This is a genomic window from Sphingorhabdus sp. EL138, from assembly GCF_945862485.1.
In the GTDB taxonomy this organism is placed as follows: domain Bacteria; phylum Pseudomonadota; class Alphaproteobacteria; order Sphingomonadales; family Sphingomonadaceae; genus Sphingorhabdus_B.
Genome location: NZ_CAMAYF010000008.1, coordinates 1 through 13,246, shown reverse-complemented (window position 1 = coordinate 13,246; position 13,246 = coordinate 1). Strand labels below are relative to the sequence as shown.

Here is a 13,246-nt window from a genome sequence, read left to right as displayed (position 1 = left end):
CACAGATGGGATCAATGAACGACGCAGACACCCTCGCCCGCTTTCGCGACAGCATCGACAATATTGATGCGGCGTTGGTTTTCATGCTCGCCGAGCGGTTCAAGATAACGCAGGCGGTGGGCGAATTTAAGGCAAATTCATCGCTGCCACCCGCAGACCCCGCACGTGAAGAAAAGCAAATACAACGGCTGCGCCAATTGGCACGCGACGCCAAGCTTGACCCTGATTTCACCGAGAAATTTTTGCGCTTCATCATTGATGAAGTTATTAGGCACCATCAGCAAATCCGCGACGGAAGTTAATCAGCTTGTCGCTTTTGGTAGGCGCAGCCTGACCAAAAGTCCGCCGAGATCTTCGCTTTTTTCCAACCCGACAGTACCGCCATAAATTTCGACAACGTCGCGGACAATCGCGAGACCAAGCCCCGTACCGGGCTTGCCTGTATCCAACCGTGCACCGCGATCAAACAACCGCTCACGCTCATCTTCGGGGATGCCTGGCCCATCATCCTCAATAATCATTTCCACAAAGTCGCCTACATCCTCAACCGTCACGAAAACACTACCTCCGCCATATTTGGCCGCGTTTTCGATTAGGTTACCGAGCATTTCATCCAGATCCTGCCGCTCCACTCGGGCGGCAATCGCTTGATCTCCGGCCTTATCGAGCCGGACATGCGCGTAAAGGCGACTTACCGCGCGTTCCACCGATTCCAAACTGCCCCAGACCACCGCACGGCTGTGGCTGTGCCCCCGGCGGCCAACGGCACGGGCGCGGGCCAAATGGTGATCCACCTGACGCCGCATCGTTGTGGCTTCGCGGATGACCGTCTCCGATATATCAGGCGCTTGGGCGGTCGCGCTATTCATGATGACCGTTAACGGCGTCTTGATCGCGTGCGCGAGGTTGCCCGCATGACGACGCGATTCCTCCGCCTGTTTCTCATTATGGTCGAGCAAGGCGTTCAATTCATTGACCATCGGCATCACTTCGTCGGGCAATGCATCTGTCACCCGACTTTCCTGACCGCTGCGCATCTGAGCAATTGCCATGCGCACCGCACGAAGTGGCCACAGACCATAAAAAGTCTGTAACGCCGCCAAAATGATGAGGCCAAGCGCTAACAAAAAGAAGCTTGTCGCCAATACCGAACGCAATTCGCGAATTTGCGCATCAAGGCTATCGCGGCTTTGCGCGACCATGAAGGTCCAAGCGACATCGGAGTCCGGTAGCCTTATGGAGCGCTCTGCAATGCGCAGCGGCTCGTCCGGAAATTCATCACTGTTCCGAAAATGGACCGCCTGATCATTGTGACTGGCGGGCGGGCTGAGCGCGCGGTCCCAAAGCGAGCGAGAGGGAAATGGCATCGCGTCTTTTCCAGTAATCTGCCAGTAAAGCCCGCTGTTCGGTTCCAAAAAACGCTGGTCACCCAACGGTCGGTTCATCCGGATTTCGCCATCAGGGCCGATTTCTGCCGAAGCAATCATCGCGGTAAGGACATATTCGATCTGAGTATCAAAATTCTGTTCAACCGAATTGGTCAACACACGGTCCAGCGCCGCGCCCCCACCGATGAGCAAAATCGTAATCCAAGCCGCCGCCGTCAGAATCATCCGGCGGGTAAGCGAACCCGTGCTTTGGAATTGGTTGCGCCATGTTGGCGGCTTTGGTGCGGACATAATGGCGACCGGCGGCTTCAGCTCAAGGGTTCCTCAAGGCTGTAGCCAAGGCCCCTGATCGTCGAAATCACTTCTTGTCCTAGCTTCTTGCGGATTCGCGTCACGAACACCTCAATGGTATTAGAATCGCGGTCGAAATCCTGATCATAAATATGTTCGATCAGTTCCGTCCGCGAGACGACCTTGCCCTTGTGGTGCATCAGGTAGGACAGCAGTTTATACTCTTGCGCAGTCAGCTTCACGGGCTGACTATCAAGCGTCACACGGCCCGAACGCGTATCTAAACGGACATCGCCGACATTCAGCTCACTTGACGCATTGCCCGACGCACGTCGGATGAGCGCCCGCAACCGTGCAATCAATTCTTCGGTCTGGAACGGCTTGGCAAGATAATCATCTGCACCTGCATCAAGGCCAGCAACCTTGTCCGACCAGCTATCCCGCGCGGTGAGCACCAGCACCGGGAATTTTCTGCCTTCCTTGCGCCAGCGGTCAAGAACAGTCAGCCCGTCAATTTCCGGCAGACCAAGATCAAGGATAACGGCGTCATAATTTTCAGTGGAGCCCATATAATGGCCGTCCTCTCCATCAACCGAGAGGTCAACGGCATAGCCCGCTCCTTCAAGTGTTGACTTGAGCTGCTTGCCTAAATTGGGTTCGTCTTCCACGATCAAGATGCGCATGCCGTTCCCTTTTACTCTCACTCATTGTATCGCGATATGGCTAGCAGATTACCGTACCGCCACAAAATCCTATCACCGTTGCCGCAGCACAACTCCCGTCCGTCCATCCACATCGACAAAGATAACCCGATCGCGGTCGATGAATTTCAAACGGTACACTTGTGCAGTTGGGTCATATTCTGGTCCCAGATACTGCATTCCGCGCATACGCGGCACAATATTTGCCTCAATCTCTCGTAAGGGCTTGACCTTGCCGGCCCGCATATCCTGCCGCGCCTCATTCTGTTCCCCACGGCGCGGATCGGCCGCAACAGGGCTAAGCACAGCGATGCTGGCGAGTATGCAGATAAGGACAGGTTGCTTCACCATCTTCGTTTCCTAAGCGTTCAGCGTTGAACGCACAGTGAATGGCACGTCTTGGTTGCGCGTTTCGTGACATACAAAATCCATTATTTCACCATTTCAAATGTGAACGACATGCTTGCTGCAACGCTGAGTTCCCCCGGTGCTATCGGTGTAGTTTTGTCCGCCGCCACGTTCATAGACGCACGCACGACTATCGACATTGGTGCATAACGCCCTTGATTGTCCGTTTCTTCGACGCGTAACACGCGGACATCATTGTAGCCTGCTTTGCGCGCCAATCTGCGCGCACGATTCATCGCCGAAGCCCACACCTTATCCCGGGCGGCTTCCCGAAAACGGCTGTCGTCATCAATGCCAAATGTTGGCCCATTGAAACTGGTCGCCCCATCGCCCGCAAGCGCGTCAAGGAAAGCGCCAAGCTTGGTTAAATAGCGTAGCTTGGCATTGACCATGTTAGAGGCCTGATAGCCCTTAAAAATCGGCTGCCCGTCGCGATAGTCAAATTGCTGGTTCAAATTGATTTGTGTGGTTTGGATATCACGATCAGCGATGCCCAGCGCCTTCAGCCGCGCAACCACAGATGCCATTTGCAGATTATTGGCGCGGATTGCCGCACTAGCCGTTGGCGCCAGTGTTTGAACGCCGGTCGAAAATGTGGCGATATCTGGCGGGGTTTCGACCGTTTCGGAAATCGTCAGGTCAATAACCGGATTTACGGTTGTAACATGTACCTCAGTCGCCATCGCGCCGCTGGCCATCATCCCACTCGTAACCAGCATGGCTGCCACAATCAATTTTCGCATATCAAACTCCCGATTAACGCCATCCGGTTAGATTGCTGTTCGGCGTGCCCAATCGATATAGGCACGGCGAAGCTGAACAGTTGCAGAACCGGGTTTACCATCTCCAATGAGTTGTCCGTTAATTTGCACCACGGGCATCACAAAGCCTGAGGCGGACGACACAAAGGCTTCGGCGGCTTGCTCCGCCTCGCCAATGGAAAAAGGCCGCTCTTCTATGCGCTGTGCCACAAGCGGAAGCACCGATGCGCGAGTAATGCCGTGCAATATTTCCCGGTTAAGCGGGTGCGTAATCAAAACGCCTTCGTGCGTGATGATATGCGCGTTTTGCGCACTGCCTTCGGTGATCCAGCCATTGCGCTCCATCCACGCGTCGTCCGCGCCGCGGGCAATCGCTTCGTTTTTCATCATGGAGGCATATAATAATTGCGTTGTTTTGATGTCCGCCCTGCCCCAGCGTAAATCAGGCATGGTTATCACCCGAATGCCGCGTTGTGCCAATGGATTGTCCGCCAGCGTGCGGGATTGGGTAAAGGCAAGAACCGTCGGCAGTATATCAGCGGGGGGAAATACAAAGTCGCGGTCTTCAGGCGAACCGCGTGTCACTTGCCAATAAATCATGCCTTCTTCGAGATTATTGCGCGCAACCAATTCGCGGCAGATTGCAAGCCACTCGTCTGCGTCTGGCGCTCCAATAATACCAATTTCACCAAGTGAGCGGGCAAGGCGTTGCACATGGCCGTAAAAGTCCACAAGCTTGCCGTCGAGCACGGAGACAACCTCGTAAACAGCGTCCGCAAAAAGGAAGCCTCGGTCGAACACCGACACTTTGCCTTCAGTTTCAGGGACGAAATGTCCGTTAAGATATAATTTGCGCATAGCAAGTCTTTGCTTGAAGCTTCGCCCATCGTCAACAACCACATTGTCATTCCCGGAAATGACAAAAAACGGCAGATGGACAATCTGGCTTGCCCCTGCCGTTGCTACCCCCTATCCGCCAGCCCTTATGTCGCAACCTCCCATCTTCGCCTTCGAAAATCTTGCGCTCCAACAAGGTGGCGGCTGGCTGTTTCAGGATATTGATTTGTTTATCGGCGCGCGCGACCGATTGGCACTGATCGGTCGCAATGGGGCAGGCAAAACGACATTGATGAAACTGGTGGCGGGAACTGTCGAAGCTGACAAGGGCAACCGCGTTGTGACACCTGGCACCAACATCGTAATGCTCGAACAAGATCCCGATGTTAGCGCCTTTGACCGGCTCGTCGATTTTGCCATTCATGGCGAAAAAGGTCCACCCGATTATGCCGTGCGCGCAATCGCGGACCAATTGGGCATCAACTTGGACCGGGAAGCCAAAACCGCAAGCGGCGGGGAAAAGCGCCGCGCTGCAATTTGCCGCGCACTGGCGAGCGAGCCTGACCTTTTGCTGCTGGACGAGCCGACCAACCACCTTGACCTTGCCGCGATTGAATGGCTGGAAGAATGGCTGACACGCTATCGTGGTGCATTCATGGTGATCAGCCATGACCGGACCTTTTTGACGCGGTTGACGCGGCAGACATTCTGGCTGGATCGCGGGCTGCTGCGCCGCAACGAAATAGGTTTTGGCGGCTATGACGCATGGACCGAACGCGTCTTTGCCGAAGATGCCCGCAATGCAGATCGCCTCGATGCCAAGTTGAAAATTGAGGCGCATTGGCTGGAACGCGGCGTCACGGCGCGGCGCAAGCGTAACCAGGGTCGTTTGGCCAAACTATGGGAAATGCGTGCCGCGCGGGCCGCGATGATTGGCCCGCAAGGGACAGCCAAGCTCGCCGCTTCAAGCGACGATAGCAAAACCAAAACGGTCATCAGTGCACAAAATGTCGGCAAAAGCTTTGGCGACCGCACGATTATCAAGGATTTTACCCTGCGCATTCAACGCGGCGACCGCATCGGTATTGTGGGTGCCAATGGCACAGGCAAAACATCGCTCATCCGCATGTTAACGGGTGAGACCGAACCCGACACGGGCAATATCTCGCTGTCCCCAACCTTGACGGGGATCGTCATTGACCAGCAACGCAAATTGCTGACGCCCGAAAAGCGCGTGCGCGATGTGCTAGCCGATGGCAGCGACTGGATCGATGTGCGCGGCGTGCGCAAGCATGTGCAAGGTTATCTTAAGGAATTCCTGTTCGATCCCGCGTTGATTGAGGCGCGGATCGGTTCCTTATCCGGCGGCGAGCAATCGCGCATTTTGCTCGCCCGGGAATTTGCCCGCGAAGCCAATTTGTTGGTGCTCGATGAACCGACCAACGACCTTGATCTCGAAACGCTGGATCTGCTGCAGGAAGTTATCGCCGATTATGACGGCACGGTTTTGATCGTGAGCCATGACCGTGATTTTCTCGACCGGACGGTCAATTTGACGTTAGGTTTGGATGGCTCAGGCCATGTTGATATTATCGCGGGCGGATATGCTGATTGGGAAGAAAAACGCGACAAACGGGATAAGCCCGCCGCCAAGAAGCCCGAAAAGCTCGTTTCGACCGCCTCCCCTGCCCCGGCCGCACCAAAGAAGGTCAAGCTGACCTACAAAGACCAGCGCGACTATGACCTTTTGCCAAAACGCATCACAGACATTGATGCCGAGATTGCAAAGGCAGAACAGGAAATGAGCGACCCGGCTTTGTACACACAAAAGCCAGCGCGCTTTGCCGAACTGACCAATAAGACCGAAAGCCTGCGCGCAGAAAAGGATGCAGCAGAGGAACGATGGCTCGAACTCGCGATGATGGTCGAGGATTCCGCATCCTAGCCGGGGATGCGGTAAAAAGCCGCAAGCCGGTCTAGCGCGATTTTTAACACGAGCTTTCCCGATCGCACGGGCCACGACATTTCGCGTTCCGCCGCGGGTACGCTTTCCCCAACGCAAATGACGCGCCATGCAATATCCGACAAATCGGGCCCAAGCGCGATCAGCGCGCCGTCAAAGCGGCGTTTGGCCTGCATCATCCGTTCCGTTTGGTTCAGCCCCGATGGTGCGCCGCGTTTTTGCCGGCTGCGCGGAATATTCTCCCACGACATGGTCACATGCGGTCCAAGTGCGGCGGTTTCATAATCCCCGCGTAATGTCTCGCCTGCTAACATTTGTCGGTTCGACAAATGGCCGCGCGCGTGCAGCCACGACAGTGGTGATTCCGAAAGGTTAATCGTGACAGTGCGCCGGGTTGCACAAGCTTCTGCCACAGGATGTTCGGCCAGCATGCGTTGATGGTGACATTTTCGGTTCGAATGGGATTTGCTGGGCATCGATAATCTCCTTTGACTGTTCGAATCACCCTTGCCATGTGGTAAATATTGTAGGAAAGAAAAAACCTATTTGGTAATGGAGTGCGCCATGCAAAGTCGAATTCGCGATGTTCGAAGGGCGAAGGGCCTAACACTTGCTGATGTGGCCGAACGCTGCAATCCACCAACAACGGCACAAACCATCGGCCGCCTAGAGACCGGCATGCGCGTCCTGTCGCTCATTTGGATTAACCGCATTGCGGATGCATTGGGCGTCGATTCAAGTGATCTCGTTGCCCTGCCCGAACAACAATTTTTGCCCGTCGCGGCGGTGCTGCAGGAGGATGGAAATTATGCGCCAGCACAGGCTGAACGCATGATGGTTCCCAATGTTGGCGGCCGCATGGTCGGGCTTCGGGTTGCAGCGGCAATGGGCGAATATCGACGCGGCGATGAATTATGGCTTGAGCAGCTACAACCGGACGATTTTTCCTCTGCGCTGAATTTGGATGTGCTTGTGCCCCGGCCGGGCGGGCGGTTCATCTTTGGCCGCTTGCTTGGCCGTGACGCAAGCAAGCTCCACCTTCTGCCGCTTGAGGCAGGCGCACGTCAACAGGTCGTGACCGATCCAGCCTGGATTGCCAAAGCCGTCCGGCTCATCCGCAAGTTATAGCCCTTAAGGCTGCGCGCCGAAGTCTGCGCCGATCCGCTCAGCCTTCGATCCCGTCCCTTCGTCGGTCGGGACAAAGCTATGCGATCCAACCTTGAGCCAAATCAGGATTGGTGCCGCCTGATAGATGGACGAGTAGGTTCCGACAACAATACCAAATGCCATTGCCATGCTGAAACCAAAGATGACGTCCGGTCCGAACAGCACCAGAACGATCAATGGCAGCGAAATCGATACGCTGGTCATCACTGTACGCGATAAGGTTTCATTGACCGACAGGTTCAACAATGACGCCATTTCCATTTTTCGGAACTTCATCAGGTTTTCGCGGATCCGGTCGTAAATCACAACGGTATCGTTCAAGGAATAGCCGATGATGGTCAGCAAGGCGGCAATGATGTTCAGGTCAAATTCCCACCCCGTAAGCGAAAATAGCCCGAAGGTTAGCGTTACGTCGTGGACCAAAGACCAGATTGCGCCGACACCAAACTGCCACTCGAAACGGAACCAGATATAGATCGAAACCCCCGCCATGGCGGCCAGAAGTGCCAAAACACCCTTGCCGAACAATTCCTCCGAAACCTTGCCGGACACGGAGTCGACCCCGTCAATTCGCACATCAGGATGATCGGCCTTCAACTTGCTGGTGATTTTTTCCGCCATCGCATTAGCGAGTTCAGGATTTTTGTCCGCGCCTTCGGGCAGTTTCATGCGGATCGAAACCTGATTTTCCGCGCCGAAACGCTGAATTGTCGGATCCCCATAGCCAAGGCTACCCACGGTCTCGCGCAACTCGGTCACCGGAGCCGTCGCGCTTTGCGTAAATGTCGCGCGGATCATCTGGCCACCGATGAAATCGACGCCAAAATTGAGGCCCTTGGTCGCGACCAAGCCCACCGATGCCGCCATCAAAACCAAGCTGATCGCAAAGGCCCAACCGCGCCATTTGAGAAAGTCGATATTGGTGTCATCCCGAACGAGTTTGAGCAGTTTCATGGCAATATCCTCAAATCGTCAAGTCAGTGGGACGCGTGCGCTTCACCCAGAGCGACACCCACATGCGGGTGATGGTCACAGCGGTGAAAACCGAGGTTACAATCCCGATCATCAGCACCACGGCAAATCCGCGAATAGGTCCCGACCCGAAAATGAAGAGCAAAACCGCCGCAATAACGTTTGTACTGTTTGCGTCGAAAATCGCGCGGCTCGCTTCTTTATAGCCGAACTCGATGGCCTGCACCACACGGCGGCCTCGTTTCAGTTCTTCGCGGATACGTTCGTTGATCAGCACGTTTGCGTCAACGGCCGCACCAATCGTCAGAACAAATCCCGCGATCCCCGGCAAGGTCAATGTCGCATTGGCAAAGGACATGACACCCAAAATCATCAAAACGTTAACGATGAGGGCGACATTCGCATACATGCCGAACCGGCCATAGACGAGGAACATGAGCACCAGAATGGCAGTGGTACCAATGACCGCAGCCAAAACCCCGCGGCGGATAGAGTCAGCGCCAAGGTCAGGACCAACCGAACGTTCCTCGACGATGGTTAAATCCACCGGCAATGCACCTGAGCGCAGAGAGATCGATAGTGCATTGGCGCTTTCGGTCGTGAAGCTACCCGAAATCTGCGAAACCCCGCCGAAAATCGGTTCCCGAATTTGCGGTGCGGATATGACTTGGCCGTCGAGCACAATCGCGAACAATTTGTTCACATTTTGCTGAGTCATGCGGGCAAATCTTTGTCCACCTTCGGAATCAAATTGGATGGTGACAGCAGGCTCATTGGTCTGCGGGTCAAATGTCGGGTCCGCTTTGACCAACTTGTCCCCGGATATACCGCCCAGGCGGCGCACCGCGATATACGGCAACCCAGTGGGGTTGTCGGGATAGGGCAGAACTTGGCTACCAACGCGCGCCTTGCCCTGTGCGGTTTGATCGGGGTCGGCTTGTTCATCGACCAGCTTGAATTCAAGCTTTGCTGTCTTACCAATCAGTGCCTTCAGCGCTTCTGGATCATCTAATCCGGGAACCTGAACCACGATGCGGTTATCACCCTGCCGAATGATCGTAGGCTCCAACGTACCAAGCGCGTTAATCCGGCGGTCAATAACGTCCTTGGCCGTATCCATCGCTTGGTCCAGCGCCGTTTCGTCGCCAGAGCTTGCTGGGGACAGGATAATTCGGTTGCCGTTGTTGACGCCGATGTTCCAGTCGCGCGTGCCAGTCGCGTTGCTGATCAGCGGCAAGATAACTTCACGCGCCGCATCCACCTTGGACATGTCGGTGACGTTAAAGCTGAGTTCGCCCTCACTGCGCGAAACATCCGCAATCGCAATTTGCGGATTGGCACGGCGCATGGCAGTGCGGACGCTATCCTCCAACGCTTCGAGCCGGGCCTCTGCAAGTTGCGACGTGTCCGCCTCCAGCAAGATATGGCTACCGCCGGCAAGGTCGAGCCCCAGGTTGATCGTCGGGGTCGGCACAAATTGGGCAAGCTGCGCCCGCATCGACGCTGGTAGCAGGCTCGGAATAGCAAAGGCCATCCCCACGACAATTAAGGTGTTGAGCATCCATATGCGCCAACGGGGAAAATCAAGCATAGATGGGTTCCGAACGAACTATGAAATCAATATCTGGGGTCGGCGGCAAAGCCGTTCAACCCCGACGGTTAATCGTTCGCCGCTTTGGCATTGCGCGGCTGCACGTTGGCAATAGTCGACTTAACCGCCTTCACCCGGACATTCGGCGCAATTTCAACTTCAACATATTCGTCGGCGACCTTAGTCACTTTGCCCATCAGGCCACCTGCGGTTACGACGTCGTCATTCTTCTGCACGGCGGCAATTTTGGCCTCGTGCGCCTTGGCACGCTTTTGTTGCGGGCGGATGAGGAAGAAGTAGAATACCACAAAGATCAGCAGGAGCGGAAACAACTGCACGAAAAATGCAGAACCACCGGCACCACCGACGGCAGCAGTCAAGATAACAAACGCCATGAAAAACCTCGCACTAATGAAATTAAGCGCCAACATGCAGCGCCGCCTCGAACCAATCGGGCGCGATTATCACCTGCACCCTGCTGACGCAACGTCAAAGCGCAGACAGCGCGCTTGCTTTTCCAAAACCACCACCATATACGCGCGCTTCCACTGACCTCGGCGAGGTCATTGGCGGTCGGGACGTAGCGCAGCCTGGTAGCGCATCACACTGGGGGTGTGGGGGTCGCAGGTTCGAATCCTGTCGTCCCGACCAATAATTCAAGATAAAATTTCAAGACAAACCGCGCGCAAACGCGCGGTGGCCGCGCAACTGGCACATTTTACTTTCCTACAAATAACCTATTTGGTTATTTTATAAACGAAAGTGAGGTTATGCCGATGCGTGACATTATTGACGAATGGATTGACGACCTGATTGCGCGCGAGGGCGGTTTTGTCGATCATCCCGCCGACAAAGGCGGGCCGACGCGTTGGGGCATTACGCAGGCCGTCGCCCGTCAGCATGGCTATATGGGGCAGATGGAAATCTTGCCACGCAGCGTTGCGGTGTTGATTTACAAAAAGCATTATTGGCGGGCGCCCGCCTTCGATAAAGTGGCACAGATGGCGCCGATATTGGCACAGGAGCTATTGGACACTGGCGTCAATATGGGCCCCGGCACAGCAACCGGATTTTTGCAACGCGCGTTGAATGCACTGAACCGCAATGGCGCAGATTATCCAGAGATCGCTATAGACCGCACAATCGGCCCCGACACGTTGCGCGCGCTGGAAGCATTTTTGGCGACACGCGGGCCAGCAGCCGAGGGCGTTCTGACCAAGGCAATCGATGCACTGCAAGGGGCGCATTATGTCCGCTTGGCCGAAGCACGGCCTGCACAAGAGGCATTTCTATATGGCTGGCTCACAAGCCGTATTGGTTAATCTTAAAAAAGGAACATGCCATGTCACTCATTGAAGGTATCATCGGCCCGATTGCCGGCCTGATCGACAAAATCATTCCCGACCCGAAAGCCCGGGATGCGGCAAAGCTGGAACTCATCAAACTGCAAGGCAGTCAGGAAATGGATGCATTGCGCACGCAATTGTCCGCCGTCTTGGCGGAAGCGCAATCCGCAGACCCATGGACAAGCCGCGCACGGCCAAGTTTTCTATATGTCATGTATGCCATGCTGTTGTGGGCGATCCCGATGGGGTTGATTGCCGCCGTGCAGCCAGAGGCCGCAGCCAATATCGCGCGTGGTATGAACGCGTATCTGAACGGACTGCCAGAGCCTTTATATGCACTATTTGGCACGGGCTATCTCGGTTACACCGTCGCTCGCCAATGGGGTATTTCACGCGGGCTGGAAAAATAGTTGCATAAAGCCAACAACATCCGTTACCCCTACACACCCGTGAGGGATTATAGGGACTTAGGAGAATCAAGATGAAGAAATTAGTCGCAACTGTTGCTGCTCTTGCCTTTGCAGCATCCTTGACCGCATGTGGTGAAGCTGGTGAAAAGGCTGCGGAAGAAACCGCCGAAGCCGCCGACGCAACTGGCGATGCTATGGAAGCTGGTGCGGAAAACGCAATGATGGCCACAGAAGGTGCAGCCGACGCAACCGCAGAGGCCGCCGCTGACGCAACTGCCGAAGCCGGCGCTGCTGTTGAAGAAGCTGGCAAAGAAATGCAGAAAGCTGCCGAATAATCGGTTTTGCTTTCGCGTAGAATATCAGCCCGCCCTGCGCTTACGCAGCGGCGGGCTTTTTCATGTCGGTGTTCGGGTCCCTACAATCATTTGGTTTTGAAGGAAGCGTTATAACGCGGGCCGAGCAATCCATAAAAAAAAGGCGGGGCTACGCACCCCGCCTTTTATCTTCACATGTTCGGTAAAGCGAATTGTTGCGTGGATCCACTTTACTCCGCAGGTGACGGTGCCGCTTTTGGCAGATTAACCATATCGCCCGGATATACCGGATATAGTCGCGTGGGATCAGCCAATTGCGGGTTTGCCGCAATCATGGCTTCAATGGGAATACCCCTTCTCATTGCTATTCTGGATAGGCTGTCACCTTCGGCAACGATCACCTGCTCCGGCGCGATGTCGGCGGTTACCGGCGCCTCTGTGGCTACCTCCACAGCTGGCACCGATTCCGATTTTGGTGCAACGGTTGTTGGCGCAACGACAGCGGCAGGAGTGACATTCGGCGAGGTGGCGACAGTAGCCGAACCGAGCGAAAGCGCAGCTGCAGCAAGTCCCGCAAGTGCCCCGATAACCGCAAAGGCAAGCCCCAGCCGTCCAAATACCGGGAACACCCCATGTTGGGCAACCGACAGCTCCTTACGCAGAGAGTCGAGTTGGTCAACAAACCGGCCACCCTTATCGTCGATAGCGGTCGCAAGACGCCCTTCCGCTTCTGACACTAATTTCAACTGTTCTGTATTGCGATCGGCCTGCGCACCTATGGTATTAACGTCGAGTTTGTTTGTTGGGCACAACTTCGACTTCTCAGGCGCGTATGAAAAAGCCGCATAACAATCTAGAAAGTTCTAATGGGTCGTGATTATCATACGGTTGCTGCGAACCATCTGTACCACATCTGCACAAAAAAGTGCAGCTAAGCCGTTGAAAAAATGGTGCACCCGGAGCGATTCGAACGCCCGGCCCTCAGATTCGTAGTCTGATGCTCTATCCAGCTGAGCTACGGGTGCACTGGAGCGCCGCTATTAGGGACGGCGGTAAAGTTGTGCAAGACCTAATTTGACGTTTAAACTTGCTTGCAC

16 protein-coding genes and 2 tRNA genes are annotated in these 13,246 nt (G+C 55.1%); 7 read left to right on the top strand and 11 right to left on the bottom strand.

Going from position 1 to position 13,246, the window contains the following annotated elements; translation table 11 throughout:
• The first annotated feature begins 14 nt into the window (after positions 1 to 14).
• Positions 15 to 302, top strand: a complete 288-nt coding sequence (locus Q0O33_RS05200; RefSeq protein WP_295496978.1) for a chorismate mutase — start codon at positions 15 to 17, stop codon at positions 300 to 302.
• On the opposite strand, the gene Q0O33_RS05195 is transcribed toward Q0O33_RS05200, so the two are convergent.
• The 5 genes from Q0O33_RS05195 to Q0O33_RS05175 all read right to left on the bottom strand — a co-directional run bounded on the left by Q0O33_RS05195 (position 303) and on the right by Q0O33_RS05175 (position 4,407).
• Positions 303 to 1,679 (bottom strand): ATP-binding protein, encoded by a 1,377-nt coding sequence (locus Q0O33_RS05195; RefSeq protein WP_295496975.1) that lies wholly within the window; start codon positions 1,677 to 1,679, stop codon positions 303 to 305. It abuts the gene before it with no gap.
• 17 nt (positions 1,680 to 1,696) lie between these two features.
• Positions 1,697 to 2,362, bottom strand: coding sequence for a response regulator transcription factor (locus tag Q0O33_RS05190; protein WP_295496972.1), 666 nt, complete (start codon positions 2,360 to 2,362; stop codon positions 1,697 to 1,699).
• 72 nt (positions 2,363 to 2,434) lie between these two features.
• The gene (locus tag Q0O33_RS05185) at positions 2,435 to 2,731 is read right to left on the bottom strand and encodes a hypothetical protein (RefSeq protein WP_295496969.1); all 297 of its coding nucleotides are present in this window, start codon (positions 2,729 to 2,731) and stop codon (positions 2,435 to 2,437) included.
• Positions 2,732 to 2,811: 80 nt separating this feature from the next.
• A complete protein-coding gene (locus Q0O33_RS05180; protein ID WP_295496966.1) occupies positions 2,812 to 3,531 on the bottom strand; it encodes an SIMPL domain-containing protein in 720 nt (239 codons plus the stop codon).
• Between the two features lie 27 nt (positions 3,532 to 3,558).
• Positions 3,559 to 4,407, bottom strand: coding sequence for a D-amino-acid transaminase (locus Q0O33_RS05175; protein ID WP_295496963.1), 849 nt, complete (start codon positions 4,405 to 4,407; stop codon positions 3,559 to 3,561).
• Between the two features lie 127 nt (positions 4,408 to 4,534).
• On the opposite strand from Q0O33_RS05175, the gene Q0O33_RS05170 reads away from it, so the two are divergent.
• Positions 4,535 to 6,331 (top strand): ATP-binding cassette domain-containing protein, encoded by a 1,797-nt coding sequence (locus Q0O33_RS05170; RefSeq protein ID WP_295496960.1) that lies wholly within the window; start codon positions 4,535 to 4,537, stop codon positions 6,329 to 6,331.
• On the opposite strand, the gene Q0O33_RS05165 is transcribed toward Q0O33_RS05170, so the two are convergent.
• Positions 6,328 to 6,825 (bottom strand): DUF6456 domain-containing protein, encoded by a 498-nt coding sequence (locus tag Q0O33_RS05165; protein ID WP_295496957.1) that lies wholly within the window; start codon positions 6,823 to 6,825, stop codon positions 6,328 to 6,330. The genes Q0O33_RS05170 and Q0O33_RS05165 overlap by 4 nt on opposite strands.
• A gap of 88 nt (positions 6,826 to 6,913) precedes the next feature.
• On the opposite strand from Q0O33_RS05165, the gene Q0O33_RS05160 reads away from it, so the two are divergent.
• Positions 6,914 to 7,477, top strand: a complete 564-nt coding sequence (locus Q0O33_RS05160; RefSeq protein WP_295496955.1) for a helix-turn-helix transcriptional regulator — start codon at positions 6,914 to 6,916, stop codon at positions 7,475 to 7,477.
• Between the two features lie 3 nt (positions 7,478 to 7,480).
• Here Q0O33_RS05160 and secF read toward each other — a convergent pair whose 3' ends face one another.
• From secF to yajC, 3 genes are all read right to left on the bottom strand, one after another.
• The gene (gene secF / locus Q0O33_RS05155; RefSeq protein ID WP_295496953.1) at positions 7,481 to 8,470 is read right to left on the bottom strand and encodes a protein translocase subunit SecF; all 990 of its coding nucleotides are present in this window, start codon (positions 8,468 to 8,470) and stop codon (positions 7,481 to 7,483) included.
• 10 nt (positions 8,471 to 8,480) lie between these two features.
• Positions 8,481 to 10,079 carry a protein translocase subunit SecD gene (gene secD, locus Q0O33_RS05150; protein ID WP_295496950.1) on the bottom strand — a complete coding sequence of 533 codons (1,599 nt, stop codon included), beginning with the start codon at positions 10,077 to 10,079 and terminating at the stop codon, positions 8,481 to 8,483.
• Between the two features lie 68 nt (positions 10,080 to 10,147).
• A complete protein-coding gene (gene yajC / locus Q0O33_RS05145) occupies positions 10,148 to 10,474 on the bottom strand; it encodes a preprotein translocase subunit YajC (protein WP_295496947.1) in 327 nt (108 codons plus the stop codon).
• 179 nt (positions 10,475 to 10,653) lie between these two features.
• Here yajC and Q0O33_RS05140 point away from each other — a divergent pair.
• The 4 genes from Q0O33_RS05140 (at position 10,654) to Q0O33_RS05125 (ending at position 12,170) form a co-directional block, all read left to right on the top strand.
• A tRNA-Pro gene (locus Q0O33_RS05140) sits at positions 10,654 to 10,730 on the top strand.
• A 119-nt stretch (positions 10,731 to 10,849) separates the two neighbouring features.
• Positions 10,850 to 11,401: a glycosyl hydrolase 108 family protein gene (locus Q0O33_RS05135; RefSeq protein ID WP_295496944.1), complete on the top strand. Its 552-nt coding sequence runs from the start codon at positions 10,850 to 10,852 to the stop codon at positions 11,399 to 11,401.
• Between the two features lie 20 nt (positions 11,402 to 11,421).
• Positions 11,422 to 11,835 carry a holin family protein gene (locus Q0O33_RS05130; RefSeq protein WP_295496941.1) on the top strand — a complete coding sequence of 138 codons (414 nt, stop codon included), beginning with the start codon at positions 11,422 to 11,424 and terminating at the stop codon, positions 11,833 to 11,835.
• 71 nt (positions 11,836 to 11,906) lie between these two features.
• Positions 11,907 to 12,170, top strand: coding sequence for a hypothetical protein (locus Q0O33_RS05125; RefSeq protein WP_295496938.1), 264 nt, complete (start codon positions 11,907 to 11,909; stop codon positions 12,168 to 12,170).
• Positions 12,171 to 12,379: 209 nt separating this feature from the next.
• Here the strand turns inward: Q0O33_RS05125 and Q0O33_RS05120 are convergent, their stop codons facing one another.
• Positions 12,380 to 12,886, bottom strand: coding sequence for a LysM peptidoglycan-binding domain-containing protein (locus Q0O33_RS05120; protein WP_295497159.1), 507 nt, complete (start codon positions 12,884 to 12,886; stop codon positions 12,380 to 12,382).
• A gap of 211 nt (positions 12,887 to 13,097) precedes the next feature.
• Positions 13,098 to 13,174 (bottom strand) — tRNA-Arg (locus Q0O33_RS05115).
• Positions 13,175 to 13,246: the final 72 nt, after the last annotated feature.

Excerpts from the sequence above, each read along its gene's own strand:
- Q0O33_RS05200 (WP_295496978.1), top strand. The coding sequence starts at position 15 with ATGAACGACGCAGACACCCTCGCCCGCTTTCGCGACAGCATCGACAAT.
- Q0O33_RS05195 (WP_295496975.1), bottom strand. The coding sequence starts at position 1,679 with ATGTCCGCACCAAAGCCGCCAACATGGCGCAACCAATTCCAAAGCACG.
- Q0O33_RS05190 (WP_295496972.1), bottom strand. The coding sequence starts at position 2,362 with ATGCGCATCTTGATCGTGGAAGACGAACCCAATTTAGGCAAGCAGCTC.
- Q0O33_RS05185 (WP_295496969.1), bottom strand. The coding sequence starts at position 2,731 with ATGGTGAAGCAACCTGTCCTTATCTGCATACTCGCCAGCATCGCTGTG.
- Q0O33_RS05180 (WP_295496966.1), bottom strand. The coding sequence starts at position 3,531 with ATGCGAAAATTGATTGTGGCAGCCATGCTGGTTACGAGTGGGATGATG.
- Q0O33_RS05175 (WP_295496963.1), bottom strand. The coding sequence starts at position 4,407 with ATGCGCAAATTATATCTTAACGGACATTTCGTCCCTGAAACTGAAGGC.
- Q0O33_RS05170 (WP_295496960.1), top strand. The coding sequence starts at position 4,535 with ATGTCGCAACCTCCCATCTTCGCCTTCGAAAATCTTGCGCTCCAACAA.
- Q0O33_RS05165 (WP_295496957.1), bottom strand. The coding sequence starts at position 6,825 with ATGCCCAGCAAATCCCATTCGAACCGAAAATGTCACCATCAACGCATG.
- Q0O33_RS05160 (WP_295496955.1), top strand. The coding sequence starts at position 6,914 with ATGCAAAGTCGAATTCGCGATGTTCGAAGGGCGAAGGGCCTAACACTT.
- secF (WP_295496953.1), bottom strand. The coding sequence starts at position 8,470 with ATGAAACTGCTCAAACTCGTTCGGGATGACACCAATATCGACTTTCTC.
- secD (WP_295496950.1), bottom strand. The coding sequence starts at position 10,079 with ATGCTTGATTTTCCCCGTTGGCGCATATGGATGCTCAACACCTTAATT.
- yajC (WP_295496947.1), bottom strand. The coding sequence starts at position 10,474 with ATGGCGTTTGTTATCTTGACTGCTGCCGTCGGTGGTGCCGGTGGTTCT.
- Q0O33_RS05135 (WP_295496944.1), top strand. The coding sequence starts at position 10,850 with ATGCCGATGCGTGACATTATTGACGAATGGATTGACGACCTGATTGCG.
- Q0O33_RS05130 (WP_295496941.1), top strand. The coding sequence starts at position 11,422 with ATGTCACTCATTGAAGGTATCATCGGCCCGATTGCCGGCCTGATCGAC.
- Q0O33_RS05125 (WP_295496938.1), top strand. The coding sequence starts at position 11,907 with ATGAAGAAATTAGTCGCAACTGTTGCTGCTCTTGCCTTTGCAGCATCC.